The organism is Frankia sp. AiPa1, assembly GCF_023243075.1.
Lineage (GTDB): Bacteria > Actinomycetota > Actinomycetes > Frankiales > Frankiaceae > Frankia.
In genome coordinates this window covers 63,165-77,472 of record NZ_JALKFZ020000175.1, presented here as the reverse complement: position 1 = coordinate 77,472, position 14,308 = coordinate 63,165, and the positions used below count along the sequence as shown (strand labels likewise).

16 protein-coding genes and 1 tRNA gene are annotated in these 14,308 nt (G+C 71.1%); 11 read left to right on the top strand and 6 right to left on the bottom strand.

Annotated features, from left to right (window positions below; all coding sequences use genetic code 11):
- Positions 1–97 precede the first annotated feature (97 nt).
- The 4 genes from nadD (at position 98) to MXD95_RS21510 (ending at position 2,182) form a co-directional block, all read left to right on the top strand.
- The gene (gene nadD / locus MXD95_RS21525) at positions 98–712 is read left to right on the top strand and encodes a nicotinate-nucleotide adenylyltransferase (protein ID WP_308301546.1); all 615 of its coding nucleotides are present in this window, start codon (positions 98–100) and stop codon (positions 710–712) included.
- A 117-nt stretch (positions 713–829) separates the two neighbouring features.
- Positions 830–1,309 (top strand): ribosome silencing factor, encoded by a 480-nt coding sequence (rsfS, locus tag MXD95_RS21520; protein WP_250642492.1) that lies wholly within the window; start codon positions 830–832, stop codon positions 1,307–1,309.
- A complete protein-coding gene (locus MXD95_RS21515; RefSeq protein ID WP_250642491.1) occupies positions 1,306–2,007 on the top strand; it encodes a histidine phosphatase family protein in 702 nt (233 codons plus the stop codon). Before rsfS ends, MXD95_RS21515 begins: the two co-directional genes overlap by 4 nt.
- Before the next feature lie 101 nt (positions 2,008–2,108).
- Positions 2,109–2,182 (top strand) — tRNA-Ala (locus tag MXD95_RS21510).
- 335 nt (positions 2,183–2,517) lie between these two features.
- Here MXD95_RS21510 and MXD95_RS21505 read toward each other — a convergent pair.
- The gene (locus MXD95_RS21505; RefSeq protein ID WP_250642490.1) at positions 2,518–3,078 is read right to left on the bottom strand and encodes a nuclear transport factor 2 family protein; all 561 of its coding nucleotides are present in this window, start codon (positions 3,076–3,078) and stop codon (positions 2,518–2,520) included.
- Between the two features lie 135 nt (positions 3,079–3,213).
- On the opposite strand from MXD95_RS21505, the gene MXD95_RS21500 reads away from it, so the two are divergent.
- A complete protein-coding gene (locus MXD95_RS21500; RefSeq protein WP_250642489.1) occupies positions 3,214–3,753 on the top strand; it encodes a TetR/AcrR family transcriptional regulator in 540 nt (179 codons plus the stop codon).
- Positions 3,754–3,851: 98 nt separating this feature from the next.
- Here MXD95_RS21500 and MXD95_RS21495 read toward each other — a convergent pair whose 3' ends face one another.
- From MXD95_RS21495 to MXD95_RS21485, 3 genes are all read right to left on the bottom strand, one after another.
- Positions 3,852–5,351, bottom strand: coding sequence for a class I adenylate-forming enzyme family protein (locus MXD95_RS21495; RefSeq protein WP_250642488.1), 1,500 nt, complete (start codon positions 5,349–5,351; stop codon positions 3,852–3,854).
- A 106-nt stretch (positions 5,352–5,457) separates the two neighbouring features.
- A complete protein-coding gene (locus MXD95_RS21490; protein ID WP_250642487.1) occupies positions 5,458–5,772 on the bottom strand; it encodes a hypothetical protein in 315 nt (104 codons plus the stop codon).
- A 197-nt stretch (positions 5,773–5,969) separates the two neighbouring features.
- Entirely contained in the window at positions 5,970–6,170 is a 201-nt protein-coding gene (locus MXD95_RS21485) for a hypothetical protein (protein WP_250642486.1), read from the bottom strand.
- A 270-nt stretch (positions 6,171–6,440) separates the two neighbouring features.
- On the opposite strand from MXD95_RS21485, the gene MXD95_RS21480 reads away from it, so the two are divergent.
- Positions 6,441–7,220 (top strand): SDR family oxidoreductase, encoded by a 780-nt coding sequence (locus MXD95_RS21480; RefSeq protein ID WP_250642485.1) that lies wholly within the window; start codon positions 6,441–6,443, stop codon positions 7,218–7,220.
- A gap of 17 nt (positions 7,221–7,237) precedes the next feature.
- Here MXD95_RS21480 and MXD95_RS21475 read toward each other — a convergent pair whose 3' ends face one another.
- Together MXD95_RS21475 and MXD95_RS21470 are read right to left on the bottom strand one after the other, a co-directional pair.
- The gene (locus MXD95_RS21475) at positions 7,238–8,686 is read right to left on the bottom strand and encodes an ATP-binding protein (protein ID WP_250642484.1); all 1,449 of its coding nucleotides are present in this window, start codon (positions 8,684–8,686) and stop codon (positions 7,238–7,240) included.
- 77 nt (positions 8,687–8,763) lie between these two features.
- Positions 8,764–10,527 carry an NAD(P)/FAD-dependent oxidoreductase gene (locus MXD95_RS21470; protein WP_250642483.1) on the bottom strand — a complete coding sequence of 588 codons (1,764 nt, stop codon included), beginning with the start codon at positions 10,525–10,527 and terminating at the stop codon, positions 8,764–8,766.
- A 41-nt stretch (positions 10,528–10,568) separates the two neighbouring features.
- Here MXD95_RS21470 and MXD95_RS28655 point away from each other — a divergent pair, with 41 nt between their 5' ends.
- The 5 genes from MXD95_RS28655 to MXD95_RS21450 all read left to right on the top strand — a co-directional run bounded on the left by MXD95_RS28655 (position 10,569) and on the right by MXD95_RS21450 (position 14,299).
- Entirely contained in the window at positions 10,569–10,700 is a 132-nt protein-coding gene (locus tag MXD95_RS28655; RefSeq protein ID WP_285223706.1) for a hypothetical protein, read from the top strand.
- Between the two features lie 844 nt (positions 10,701–11,544).
- Entirely contained in the window at positions 11,545–12,219 is a 675-nt protein-coding gene (locus MXD95_RS21465; RefSeq protein WP_250642482.1) for a CE1 family esterase, read from the top strand.
- A 79-nt stretch (positions 12,220–12,298) separates the two neighbouring features.
- Complete coding sequence (locus MXD95_RS21460; RefSeq protein ID WP_250642481.1) at positions 12,299–13,012, top strand: MBL fold metallo-hydrolase; 714 nt, start codon at positions 12,299–12,301, stop codon at positions 13,010–13,012.
- An 82-nt stretch (positions 13,013–13,094) separates the two neighbouring features.
- The gene (locus MXD95_RS21455; protein ID WP_250642480.1) at positions 13,095–13,883 is read left to right on the top strand and encodes a carbon-nitrogen family hydrolase; all 789 of its coding nucleotides are present in this window, start codon (positions 13,095–13,097) and stop codon (positions 13,881–13,883) included.
- A 14-nt stretch (positions 13,884–13,897) separates the two neighbouring features.
- On the top strand, positions 13,898–14,299 hold the full coding sequence (locus tag MXD95_RS21450) for a pyridoxamine 5'-phosphate oxidase family protein (RefSeq protein ID WP_250642479.1): 402 nt from the start codon (positions 13,898–13,900) through the stop codon (positions 14,297–14,299).
- The last annotated feature ends 9 nt before the right edge of the window (positions 14,300–14,308 follow it).

The following is a 14,308-nucleotide window of genomic DNA, read 5'->3' as shown; positions in this document are numbered from 1 at the left end:
ACCCGCACGGCGCCCGGGGCGGGGGGTGGTGTGGGACATCTCTAGTCCGGAGGGGCACCGCGGGCGCGTGCGGCACCTGGGGCGTTAGGGTCCCCACGTGCGACTGGGCGTGATGGGCGGAACCTTCGATCCCGTCCATAACGGTCACCTTGTCGCCGCGAGCGAGGCCGCCGCGCTGTTCGATCTGGACGAGGTGGCCTTCGTTCCGGTCGGCCGGCCCTGGCAGAAGGTCCACCGTGCGGTGTCCGCAGCCGAGGACCGTTATCTGATGACCTTCCTCGCCACGGCGGAGAACCCGCAGTTCACTGTCAGCCGGATCGAGATCGACCGGGACGGTGCCACCTACACCATCGACACGCTGCGCGACCTGCGTCGAACCCGGCCGGGCGACGAGCTGTTCTTCATCACCGGTGCCGATGCCCTCGCCCAGATCCTCAGCTGGCGAGACCACCACGAGCTGTTCGACCTCGCCCAGTTCGTCGGCGTCAGTCGGCCGGGCTACCACCTCGCGCTGGACGCCACACTGCCGCCCGAGCGGGTGAGCCTGCTGGAGGTGCCCGCGCTGGCGATCTCGTCGTCCGACATCCGGGCGCGGGTCGGGCGGGGCGCTCCCATCTGGTACCTGACGCCGGACGGCGTTGTGCGCTACATCGCCAAGCGCGGCCTCTACCGTGGGGCCGATACGGATTCTGGGGAATCCGAGACCTGTTGAGTGCCCTGTCCGGGCAGGAATGTGTCAGGCTGGACGTAGCCGCCCGACCGTGGGCGGTGCCGTGCGGCGGAGATGTCCGGCCGCGTCACGGCCGTGACCACCCTGGAGACCTCGAGCGTGACCGCTTCCTCCCGAGCCGTCGAGCTCGCCCTCGCCGCCGCGCAGGCCGCCGCCGACAAGCTCGGCCATGACCTGCTCGTCCTCGACGTGAGTGAGCGCCTCGCCATCACCGACTGCTTCGTCCTCGCCTCCGCGGGCAACGAGCGGCAGGTCAAGGGCATCGTCGACGAGATCGAGGAAAGGCTGCGCCAGCATGGCGCCAAGCCCGTGCGCCGCGAGGGTGAGCGGGAGGGCCGCTGGGTTTTGCTCGACTTCGTCGACGTCGTCGTGCACGTGCAGCGAGATGAGGAGCGAGTGTTCTACAGCCTCGAACGGCTGTGGAAGGACTGCCCGACCATCCCGTTCATCGATGCGACGGTCGGCGCCGGCGCCGGTGTCGGTGTAGCCGCGTCGGTCGGGTCTGTGGCGTCGTCCTCGTCGGCGGTGGCCTCGGAGGCTGGCGAGGCGGCTGCGGGCGGGCCGGCGGGCGCTCTGTGAAGCTGCTGCTGTGGCGGCATGGCCGCACCACCTGGAACGACGCCGGCCGCTTCCAGGGCCACGCCGACCCGCCGCTGGACTCCACCGGCGAGGCCCAGGTCGCCGCCGTCGCACCGCTCATCCGGGCGATGAACCCCGACCTTGTCGTCTCCTCGGACCTGCGGCGCTGTCGGGCCACCGCCGCCGGGCTCGACCTGCCGTTCCGCACCGATGCCCGGCTGCGTGAGATCGACCTCGGTGGCTGGTCCGGTCTCACCGGCGCGGAGGCGGCCGTCCGCTTTCCCGAGGAGGACCAGGCCTGGCGCGCCGGACAGGACGTGCGTCGAGGCGGCGGCGAGACCTACCGCGAGGTCGCCGAGCGAGCCGGTGAGCTGCTCGACGAGATCCGGGCCGAAGGCCTGGCCGGCCGGCCTGACGGGCTCGTGGTCTTCGTGCTCCACGGTGGGACCGCCCGTTCACTGATCGGCCACGTCCTCGGCTTCCCCTCGGAGCTCTGGTGGCACTTCGGCCCGCTGTCGAACTGTCGCTGGTCCCTGCTGCGCCTCGCTGAGGGCGGCTACCGGCTCACCGAGCACAACGCCGGCCCGCTGCTGGCCGGTAAGGTCGGCCTCGCCGGATCAGGCCTGTCCGAGCCCCTCCTGCCCAGCCAGGGGGCACCCGTCGGGTCCGACACGGAGCCTGTACACTTGCCGAGGTAGCTCAGCGGGCCGCGTGATCGGTCCGGCCGAGTCGCCGAGGCAGGGTGGACTGGGGGCCAACACACATGGTCTTCCCGGTCTGATATAAATGAATGGCAGTTGGGGCTGTGGCGCAGTCTGGTAGCGCATCACACTGGCAGTGTGAGGGTCAGGGGTTCGAATCCCCTCAGCTCCACGTAACTCACTCTGGATTCCTATTGCCTTCTCCCCTTTGGGGAGGGGGCCTTTTTCGTTTCGTCATGCTGGCCGGGGGGGCCGAGCCCCCCCCGAACCCCCCACGTGTGCCCGGGTGGTATTAGGGCAGGGTGGTGGGGTGGGGGGCGGGGTTTTCGCTTTCTCTGGTTGGGGGTGGGGGCGTTCCTGGATGCTGAGAGGCGCGGTCGTTGGTGTGCCCGGCTTCTCGGTGGGTTTCCCTGGCCCGGATCGGTGCTCCAGGCTTCGCGGATTCTGCTCGCCGACTGCGTCTGGATGTCTGCGTGACCAATTCTCGGAGCCGGAGTCCTGTCTCGGCTATGCCGGTTCTGCGGCAGTGAATCCCATAGCCTGGGCGTCCTCGGCGGCGAGGGCCTGGGCGAGGCTTGGAAGCTGGCCGAAAGCGCGGGCGAAGGCGAGGGAGTCTGCGTAGTCGCGGGACTCGATGATGCGGCCGGCGCGAACGCGCACGACGAAGATGCACGGGACGGTGAACGCGCCGCGGTCGGTGGTGATGGCGTAGGCGAACTCCGCGATGACGACTTCGGGGTCGGTCGTCTGGTGCACGACCATCCCGACGGGCGCGAACGTGTGGACACCGGATGTGCGGCCGGGGCCCCCGGCGAAATGGGCGCGGAGCTCGGCGCGGGTGTGCATCGGATGGTCGCCAAGCGGTGCGAGTGGGTGCCGTACCGCGGTCTGCTCGGAGTACAGGTCGGCGAGCTCGTCGAGGGTGTGTTCCCGCTCCTCGGGGGTGAGATCGCCGACGATGAGCCGGGTCACCCCGGCGACCACCGCGCGGACGACATCAGCCGGATCGTTCGCAGCCGGATCGTTCGCGGTGGGTGCGGGCCCGGGTGGTGGCGGCTTCGGTAGCATTGGAACCTCCTAAGCGAAGTCGTGACTTCGTTACCGTAGCGAAGTCACGACTTCGTTAGCAAGGGTGGGTGCCGCAGCGGATGGGGCCGACCACCACTGACGGGATCGATCGGCGGAGGGGAGGTGCGCGGGCCGGTGCGCAGGAACGCGGTCGCCAACCGGGAGCGCATCCTGGCTGCGGCGCAGGAGGTGTTCGGGGAGCAGGGGGCGACCGGTTCGACCGAGGAGGTCGCCCGGCGGGCCGGCGTCGGGATCGCCACCGTCTTCCGGCACTTCTCGACGAAGGACGCGCTGATCGAGGCGGCTCTGGTCTGTCACTTCGAGCGCCTCAACGAGCAGGCGGTGCGGCTTGCGGGCCGTGCGGAGCCGGATGTGGCGCTGCGGGAGCTGCTCCGCACGATGATCGAGACGGGAGCGACCAAGCTGACCCTCGCGGCGAAGATGCCGGCCGGCCTGGTCGCGCCGGAGGTCGGTGCGGCGGCGGGCCGGCTGCGGGCGACGGTGGCGGAGCTGCTCGACCGGGCCGTGGCGGCAGGGGTGGTCCGCCCAGATGTGACCGTCGATGAGGTGTATCTGCTCATCCGCGGGCTCGCCCAGGCATCCGCCACCGCACCGACACCGCCGGACACACTGCGTCGCGCCACCGAGATCGTGCTCGCCGGGCTTGGCGTCTGATCGCTGCGCCGCAGCCGAACCTGACCGCGGCTCGGTGAGAATGAGCGTGAGCCCGGGATCCGGAGCCCGGACCGATCAGGATCTCGGGCCCACGCCGCTCAGGCGAACGTGTCCGCGAGCTCGGTGCGCAGCACGCGGCGCAGCAGCTTGCCGCTCTCGTTGAACGGCAGCTCCTCGCGAAACTGGATGCGGTCGGGCGTGCGGCTCGAACGCAGCCGGGAACGCACATGCGCCTTCAGCTCGTCCTCGGTCACCGCGCCGGAGACGACGACGGCGGCAGCGACTCCCTCGCCCCACTCCTTGCTCGGGATGCCGACTACGGCGGCCTCGAGCACGGCCGGATGCTCGAGCAGCACGGCCTCGATCTCCCCGGGGGAGAGGTTCTCCCCGCCGCGCACGATCACGTCGTCGAGCCGGCCATGGACGAACAGGTAGCCGCCGTCGTCCAGATGGCCCTCGTCCCGGGTGGGGAACCAGCCGTCGCTGTCGAGGCTCGTGCCGCGGCCGAGGTACTCGCCGGAGACCTGCCCGCCGCGCACGTAGATCTCGCCGCGCTCGCCGACGGGCAGCTGTTCGCCGGCCGCGTCGCGGATCGACACCTCCAGCGCGGGCAGCGGCCGGCCGACGGAGGCCAGCCGGGCCCGCACCTGCGGGTCGTCGCTGGCGAACGCCGCGGCGTGGTCGTCCGGACCGAGGACCGCGATGGTGCTGGAGGTCTCGGTCAGGCCGTAGGCATTGACGAAGCCGACGTCGGGCAGCAGGCTCACGGCGCGCTCGATGACGGGCAGCGGCATCGGCCCGCCGCCGTAGGACAGCGATCGCATCGACGGCAGGCCCAGCCCGTCGGCCTCAACGATGTCGAGGATGCGTCCGAGCATCGTGGGCACGACCATCGCATGCGTGATCGACTCGGCCCGGACGATGTCGACCCACGCCTGCGGCTCGAACGCCTCGAGCTGCACGACCCGGCGCCCCGAGTAGGTCGACGAGAGCACCGCTGAGATGCCGGCGATGTGGTACGGCGGGACGCTGACGATCGCGGCCTCGTCCTCGCCGGAGCCGGCGAACTCGACCGTGGTGATGATGTACTCGGTCAGGTTGCTGTGCCGCAGGACGGCGGCCTTGGGCTCGCCGGTCGTGCCGCTGGTGAACAGCAGCACGGCGATGTCGTCGGCGTCACCGCCCCAGCCGTCGGCCTGTTTGGCCTCGGGATCCGCGGCGAGGGCGAGGGCGTCCGCCCGGTGCAGGTAGGTGATGCCCTCGACCGGGCCGACCCGCTCCGCCACCCCCTCACCGACGATGATCGTGGCCGGGGCGGTGCGGGTGACGATGGCGCGCAGTTGGGGATCCGCGAGCCGGTAGTTGATCGGCACGAACGGCTTGCCGGCGAGTGCCGAGCCGAGCAGCGTCAGGGGTACGGCGGGTGAGTTCAGGTCGATCAGCCCGACCCGCTCTCCCGGCGAGGTCGCGAGCGCAGCCCCCAGGCGGCGTGCCCGGTTGGCAAGCTCCGCGAAGGTGATGCCGGACGCCTTTGGACCGAGGGCGACCCGGTCCGCCATCCCGTCGGCGGCCATTTCGAGCAGCATCCCGAGGTGCATGCGATGACTCCGTCAGTTGGAGGGCAGGGCCAGTTGTGGAGGGCTGGGCCAGTTCGAGGGCTGGGCCAGGTAGGGGACGGCGAGCGCGGTGCCGACGGCGTGGCGTTCAGTCGGAGGAGGGCAGCGGCTTGGCGTCCTTGAGGGGCAGCGGGGTCGCCCCGATCGACAGCGAACCCTCACCGGCCTTCGTGCACAACAGTTCCAGGCCGGAGTCGGTGTCGGCGAACCGCTTTCCCAGCGGGGTGCCGTCGGCGAACGACGGGTCCAGGGCAAGTCCGGCGGGCACCTCGTCGCCGACCGCCACCACCGGGTGGCCACCGCAGCGCAGGTCGATCGGGCTTGTCGCGGCCTTCACGACGATGATCTCGGTTGCATCCACGGTCGAGCGATACCGACCACCCGGCTTGGTGACAAGACTCACGTTCTCCAACCTTCCTGGTTGCACGGGCAACCGCAGGCGCGGAAGCACGCATCACCTGTTTCTACTGCCAGGGGTGGAGTGCGTGCCACCGGCTGCGGCGTCGACTACATTCCAGCCACGTAGCGCATGCGGTCGGAGCGGCTAGGTGTTTTCTATTTGACAACTTCTGGCCAAATGCCGTTTTTGTTAAGAATTGACTACTCTCCGGCTTCTCGGGTCGCGTCGGCGCGGGGTCCGTCCGCAACGGCGCTCGCCGTGGCGTCCGATCCGCGGATCGGCATCGCGTACAGGTCGACGAATCCGTCCGCCGCCTCGACCACGTCGTGCATCGGCTCACCGGCCAGCGCCGTGCGCAGCAGGTTCATGGCATCGGGCAGGTCCGCGAACAGGGCGGACACCGGTGTTCCGTCGGGATGCTTCGGCGGGCGGCGGCGTGGGCGCATCGCGTCGATCAGGCCACCGCTGACGTGCACGAGCCCGGCCCGGTACCCGTGAGGCCGACATTGCATGCGGCCCGACGGGCCACGGGAAGCTGTGATGTGGTGGTTGCGCGGCGGAACGGTACCGGCGCGGGGCCGGTCGGTACGAGGCCGGTCGGTACCGGGGACGGCCGATACGGGGACGGCCGGCGCCAGGACGGCCAGGACGGCCAGGACGGTGGGAGCGGAATGGACCTACAGCTGGTGGGGCGCGTGGTGCTGGTGACCGGTGGTTCGGACGGTCTGGGCGCGGCACTCGTGCGCACCCTGGCCGCCGAGGGCGCCCGGGTGGCGTTGTGCGGGCGGGACATCTCGCGGCTGCACGCCGTCGCCGAGCAGGCCGCAGCCGGCCCGGGGGAGACGTTGCCGGTGGTGGCCGACGTGCGCGACCCCGCGGCGCTCGCCCGGTTCGTCGAGGCCGCGGTCGAGCGGTGGGGGGCGGTGCACGCGTTGGTCAACAACGCCGGAGCGAGCAGCGCCGGGCCGTTCGAGACGCACACCGATGAGATCTGGCAGGCGGACCTCGACCTCAAGCTCCATACGGCGGTGCGGGCCGTCCGGCTGGTGCTGCCGCACCTGCGCCGTGCCGGTGGCGGAGCGATCGTGAACTCGCTGGCGATCGGAGCGCGGGCCCCCGGCGCCGGCTCCACGCCGTCATCGGTGAGCCGGGCGGCGGGACTCGCACTGACCAAGGCGCTGTCGAAGGAGCTCGGGCCGGTCGGCGTGCGGGTCAACGCCGTGCTGGTCGGACTGGTGCGCAGCGGGCAGTGGGAGCGGACGGCCGCCCGGGAGAATGTCGAGGTGGAGGAGTTGTACGAGCGGATGGGCCGCAACTCGGGCATCCCGCTCGGCCGGGTCGGGCGCGCCGAGGATTTCGCCGACCTGGTCGCTTTCCTGATCTCCGATCGCGCCGCCTACCTCACCGGCACGGCGATCAACCTGGACGGAGGACTGAGCCCGGTGGCCTGAGCGCAACCGTCGGCCCGTCAGCCGTCGGCAGGTGTACCGTCCGGCGCCGGAGGTCCGACGGCGAACGGCAGGTGGACCTGAAACCGGGTGTCGCCGGGAACGGACTCGACGGTGATGTTCCCGTGATGCTTGTTCACCACGATCCGCCACGAGATGTCCAGCCCGAGCCCGGTGCCCTCGCCGACCGGCTTGGTGGTGAAGAACGGCTCGAAGATCCTCCCCTGGATCGACGGATCGATGCCGGGGCCGGTGTCACCGATCTCGACGGCGAGGCAGTCGTGGTCGGCGAAGGTGCGCACGGTGAGCACGCCGCGGTGGTCCATCGCCGCCGCCGCGTTGTCGAGGAGGTTGGTCCAGACCTGGTTGAGCTCGGCGGCGTAGGCGGGCACCGGCGGCAGGGAGCGGTCGTAGTCGCGGTGGATCTCCACGTCCGGACCGATCTTGCGGCTGAGCATGATCAGTGTGCTGTCGAGCAGCTCGTGGATGTCGACGGTCTGGAACGGCGCCCGGTCCATCTGCGAGTACTGCTTGGCCGCGGTGATCAGGGACGAGATCCGGGTGGTCGAGTCCTCGATCTCCCGCATGAGCATCTCGCTCTCGACGGTGTACGTCAGCCAGCGCACCGCGCCGGCGACCGCGTGCGCCGGCACCGTGGCGACCAGATGGTCGAGCCAACCGGTGTCCAGCCCGGCCTGCACGAAGACCGGCGCGATGTCCCAGGCGTCATCGACGCCGTGCTCGTCCAACCAGTCCCCGAGGGTGTCCTCCCGGTCGGCGGCCTCCATCGGGGTCAGTGCCGGGGCCTTGGCGACCCGCTCCACGGCCTCCTCCTGCAGGCGGATGAGCGATTCGAGCTCCGGGCGATCCCATGGCCCCGCCGCGATCTTCCCGAGCTTGTGCCGCATGCCCGCGACCCGCTCCCGCAGGGCCGAGGTCGCCCGCACCGCCGCGGCCGCCGGATTGTTCAGCTCGTGAGTCAGGCCCGCCGACAGGGAGCCGAGCGCCAGCAGCCGTTCCCGCTGCCCGACGATCTGCCGGGCGTTCTGCATCCCGAAGAACAGGCCCTCGAGCAGGTGCAGGGCCATCGGGAACCACTCGCGCATCATCTCGGCCACATCGGCGGCGTCGAGGAGGAACAGACGGCTCGGTGCGGTCGCCCGCATCGAGTTCTGGTACTGCTGCGGCATCCGATCGCCGAGGTAGGCGTGCCAGGCGCCGGCGTACACCCCGGGCTGATCGGTGCGCACCACCTCCACCTCGTCCCCGCTGACCCGGGAGGACAGCACCACCGCGCCCTCGATGAGCACGTAGAAACAGGTCGCGGGCTCGCCCTCCGCGTAGATCGGGCCCGGTTCGAGCCGCTCGACCCGGCCGTGCTCGCACAGCCAGGCCAGCTGGCCGTCGTCGAGCTTCTCGAACAGGAACAGGGTGCGCAGCTCGTCGGCGTCGCAGGGAGTCCCTGCCATGACCGTCCTCCCGTCTCCGGTGATGCAGTGGCCTGCTGGTTCAGCGGACATCGTGGTGCAGCCGTGGGTACCGCGGATCAGTGCTTTGCCAGGTAGCGGTGCACCAGGGCGATGGCCATCGCCCCCTCGCCGACGGCCGAGGCGACCCGTTTCACCGACTCCGCCCGGGCATCGCCGGCGACGAACACGCCCGGCGCCGACGTCTCCAGGTGGTACGGATCGCGCGGCAGCGGCCAGCCGGCCGGGCGCTGACCGTCGACCATCAGGTCGGGGCCGGTGAGCAGGAAGCCGTTCGCGTCGCGGGCGAGCACTCTGTCGAGCCAGTCCGTGCGGGGCGCGGCTCCGATGAACACGAACAGCCACTGCGTGTCGACCGGCTCGGTCTGCCCGGTGGTGTTGTCCCGGACCAGGAGCCGTTCCAGGTGGCCGTCCCCCTCGGCCCCGACGACCTCGGCGCAGGTACGCACGGTGATCGCGTCGACGGCGGCGATCTGCTGGATGAGATAGTGCGACATCGACGCCTCCAGCGACGACCCGCGCACCAGCAGGGTGACCCGGCGGGCATGCCGGGCGAAGTGCATCGCGGCCTGCCCGGCGGAGTTCGCCCCGCCGATGATGTAGACCTCCTGCCCGGCGCAGGCGGGCGCCTCGGTCAGCGCCGAGCCGTAGAAGACCCCCCGGCCGGTGAACTCGGCGAGCCCGGGCGCGGACAGCTGCCGGTAGGAGACGCCGGTGGCGAGGACGACGGCGTGCGCGGAGATCTCCTGGCCGTCGTCGAAGCGGACCGTGCGCGCCGGCCCCTCGACGTCCAGGGCGACGGCATCGCGGGTGGTGAGCACCTCCGCGCCGAACTTGATCGCCTGGCGGCGGGCCCGGTCGGTGAGCTGGGCGCCGGACACACCGTCGGGAAAACCCAGGTAGTTCTCGATCCGCGAGCTCTGCCCGGCCTGCCCGCCGGTGGCCATCCGCTCGACGAGGACGGTGCGCAGGCCCTCGGAGGCGGCGTACACCGCCGAGCCGAGCCCGGCGGGGCCGCCGCCGATCACCACGACGTCGTAGAAGTCCTCGGCCGGCGTGGTGGTCAGCCCCACGCGGCCCGCGAGCTCACTGTCGGACGGGTCGGTCAGCGCCGTTCCATCCGGGGTGATGACGACGGGCAACGTGTCCGGCGACGCCTGCGCCGCGGCCAGCAGCCGGGCGGCCTCCGGTTCCTCGGACAGGTACCAGCTATACGGCACCTGGTTGCGGGCCAGGAAGTCGCGCACCTCGTACGACCTCGCCGACCAGCGATGCCCGACCACCCGGGTCTCGGCCACCGGGGTGTGGTCGGCGGCCGCCCAGGACTCCAGCAGGGCGTCGACGACCGGATAGAGCTTCTCCTGGGGCGGGTCCCACGGCTTGAGCAGGTAGTGGTCGAGGTCGACGATGTTGATGGCGTCGATCGCCGCGTTCGTGTCCGCGTAGGCGGTGAGCAGCACACGCCGCGCCGTCGGGTAGAGATCCATCCCCTGCTCGAGGAACTCCAGGCCGTTCATCCCGGGCATCCGAAAGTCGGCGAGCATGACCGCGACCCGATCGCCGCGCAACTTCATCTCCCGCAGCGCGTCCAGTGCCTGCTCACCCGACTCGGCGCGCACGATCCGGTACCGCTCGCCGTACTGGCGGCGCAGGTCGCGGGCGACGGCCCGGGAGACGCTCGCGTCGTCGTCGACGGTGAGGATGGCCGGACGGCCGCGGGTCCGAGAGCCGGCCGGTGTCACAGCATCCGTTGAGGTCGTGGCATCCGTCGAGGTCGTGGCCTGCGGTGCGCCAGGCGTGGTCGTGGCCGGTGCGGTCGTCATGGTGCCCCTCGATGGATCGGGCGCGAGCGCGGTTCGGACGCTTGCGCGCGGGATGCGGACTGCGGGCCCGCGGGCTGGTCATCGACGTGTCGGCGGGCTCGACGGCGTGGCACGGCGGGCTGGTCGGCGGCGTGGCTGGTCGGCGGGCTCGCCAGCATGACGGGTCGGCGTGACGTGGTCGGCATCTCGACCCGTCGGCGTCCCGGCCGGGTGCCCGGTTCGGGGGACATCCGTGAGCTGGCGGGAGATCGGATGGGGGCCGGACAGTCCGGGTACCTCCGCAGGGAAAGTCTAGGACGCCGCGCCGGGCTTCGCGGGTGTCCGCCACCGAAGAACTCCGACATGTCCGGAGCATCACCGTGAAGCGGGCGTCGTCCGGGCCATGAACGTCGCGTCCTCCGGCCCTGTGGTCGAGCCTCGCGGGGGCGTCGGCGGCGAGTCTCCTCCGAGGCCGTCGCATGTCGTCCCGCCGCGCGCCGTTTCGACCGTCGGCCGCCACCCACGAGTTGCGGTAAGGTCGCCCGTCGCCTTCACGGGTCGCTCTGGTAGGGCACAACGGACTCGAAACCGGCCGGTGTCGTCCACGCGTCCATCGGCGGCCCGTTTTTACGCCGCGCCAGCTTCTATCATCAACTCGTGCGTCATCTACGGGGTGTTCTCGCTGCGCGGCGGGGCATCGCCGGCCGGGCTGTGGCCATGGTGGCCGGCGCGGTTGTTCTCGTGCTGGTGGCCGTTTTCGTGTCGCATGGTCTTCCGGGTACCGCACGGGCATCCCGGGATCGCGATGTCTCGCCTGTGGCCAGCTCGGCACGCTCCGGTCCCACTGATGGCACAGCCTGTTCGGTGGCCTTCGACGGTGTGCCGGTCGGCGGGCAGCATATCTTTGTCTATCGAGGATCCACGCGCAAATACCATCTTTCGATACCGGATTCCTACGGAGCCCACCGGCCTTCTCCCGTGGTGTTCGACTTCCACGGCTTCAAGGCCAACGGAATCCTCGAGGACCAACGATCGAGAATGGCTGCCACGGGCTCCGGTCGGGGATATATGGTGGTCACACCGGATGCCCTGGGGACCCCCTCGCGCTGGAACACCCCGGGCGACCCGGCGGCGGCCGACGACTTCGGCTTCGTCGATGCGCTGCTGACCGACCTCGCTGGCCGATACTGTCTGGATGCCACGCGGATCTACGCCACCGGGCATTCCAACGGCGCCGAGTTCGCCGCGGCTCTGGTCTGCCGTTCGGGGCGGTTCGCCGCCGTGGCGATGGTGTCGTCGACCTCCGCGGTGACCTGCCCTGACGGTCGGACCCCGGCGACGATGGCGGTGCACGGCACCGCGGATCCCTCGGTGCCCTACGCCGGTGGTCGGGTGGTGGGCGCGCCCGCGCCGGTGCCGGCGGCGCAGGTCGTCATCCGCGGATACGCCAACCGGTACGGCTGCGACCCGCTGCCCGTCTCGTCGACACCCGTGCCCGGCGTGGTTACGCTGCGCTATGGCGGCTGCGTCGGCGGCGGCGAGGTCGTGCTCGACACGGTGGTCGGCGGTACCCATCTCTGGCCGGCCAGCCCCGAGGCTCGCCGGGACCCGACGACGTCGGCGGCGGGAAAGACCTTTGACGCCACCGCCGCGATCCTCGATTTCTTCGCCGCCCACCGGCTCGTCCCCGCTGGCTCGTCTCCGCCAGCGTGAGGAGTCCGATCCGGTGACGGAAGTGGGCCGCCGACGTGGCCGCGTGCCCCCGGGGTCCCTGCCTTCGTAGGCTGACCGAATGACCGAGCGTCTGTATTTTCGCCAGCTGCTGTCCGGCCGGGATTTCGCCGTGGGTGATCCGGTTGGTACCCAGATGGTCAACTTCGTCTACCTGGTGGGTGACCGGGAGACCGGGGAGGCCGTGATCGTCGACCCGGCGTACCGGGTGAGCGATCTGCTTGATCTACTGGCCGCGGACGGGATGCGGCTGACCGGAGCGCTCGCCACGCACTATCACGCCGACCACGTCGGCGGTTCCGCCTTCGGCCTGGAGATCGAGGGTATCCGCGCGCTGCTGGCCCGGGAGAACGTGCCGATCCACGTCAACCGGGCCGAGGCCGAGTGGATCCGGCGCGCCACCGAGGTCTCCGCGTCCGAGCTGGTCGAGCACGATGACTCCGACGTGCTCATGGTCGGACAGATCCCGATCACCCTGCTGCACACCCCCGGGCACACCCCGGGCAGCCAGTGTTTCCTGGTCGACGACCGGCTCGTTGCCGGCGACACCCTGTTCCTCGAGGGCTGCGGCCGGATGGATCTGCCCGGCGGCGACGCGGGGCTGATGTACGACAGTCTGCGGCGGCTTGCCGCCCTGCCCGACACCACCACGCTGTTCCCCGGTCACCAGTATTCGCCGAAATCCTCCGAGGACCTTTCCGTGGTGAAGCGGATGAACCACGTGTTCCGGCCGTCCAGCGCCCAGCAGTGGAAGGCCATGCTCGGTGTCGGCTGACCGCACGGGAACGGCTGACCCGGCCGACCTCCTTGGCCAGCCCGACCAGGCTGGTCAAGGAGGTCGGCGGACGGCGCGAATCGTGTGCCTGCAGCTCGAGTGCCCGGACGACGAGAGCGCGCCGGACCGGATGCGCCGGGTCCTGGCCGCGCTGCGCCGGGTCGAGGCCGACCTTGTGGTGCTGCCCGAGCTCTGGGTTACCGGCTTCTTCCATTTCGATGACTACGCCGCGCAGGCCGAGCCGCTCACCGGGCCGACGCTGAGCGCCCTGCGCGAGGTCGCCCGCGAGCGCCGTCTACACCTGGCCGCGGGCAGCCTGATCGAACGGGCCGACGACGGGGCCCTGCACAACACCGCGGTGCTCATCGGCCCCGACGGGGAGATCCTGCACGCCCACCGTAAGATCCACCTGTTCGGCCACGACGGTGCGGAGTCCCGGCTGCTGACGCCGGGCACGACCGTGCGCGCCGTGCCGACCGCGCTCGGCCGCATCGGCCTGGCCACCTGTTACGACCTGCGCTTCCCCGAACTGTTCCGGCTGCTGGCACAGGATGGTGCGGAACTTGTCGTCGTGGTGTCCGCCTGGCCCGCGGCCCGCGTCGAGCACTGGCGGGTGCTCACCCGGGCGCGCGCGATCGAGAACCAGGCGTATCTCGTCGCCTGCAACCTGGCGGGCCGGCACGCCGGCCGGCTCCTGGCCGGGGCAAGCGTCGTCGTCGACCCGTGGGGACGGGTGCTGGCCGAGGGTGACGCCCGCCCCGGTGAGGTGACGGCCGTGGTGGACCGGGACGCCCCGGCCGCGGTGCGGGCGGAGTTCCCGGTGCTCGCCGACCGCCGCCTCGGCCTGCCTGCCCCCGGCGGTCTGCGGTGACGGCCGGGCCGGAGATGGCACGCGCGCTGGCGGACCGGGGCGAGTCGTTCGCCGCGTTCTGGCGGGAGCGGCACCTGTGCAGCCTGACGACCGTGCGCCCGGGCGGTGGAGTGCATGTGGTCGCGGTCGGAGCCACCCTGGACGTTGCCACCGGGACGGCGCGAGTGATCACTTCGGGTCGGTCCCGGAAGGCACGGATCGTCGCGGGCGGGCCCGCCGCCGGAACCGCCGTGGCCCTCTGCCAGGTCGATGGCGGCCGGTGGTCGACGCTGGAGGGTCTGGCCGTCGTCCGGGACGACCCGGGCAGCGTCGCCGACGCCGTACGCCGTTATGCGCAGCGTTACCGCGAACCGCGGGTGAATCCGCTGCGGGTCGTGCTGGAGATCCGGGTCACGCGCATCCTGGGCAGCGTCTGAGCCGGCCCG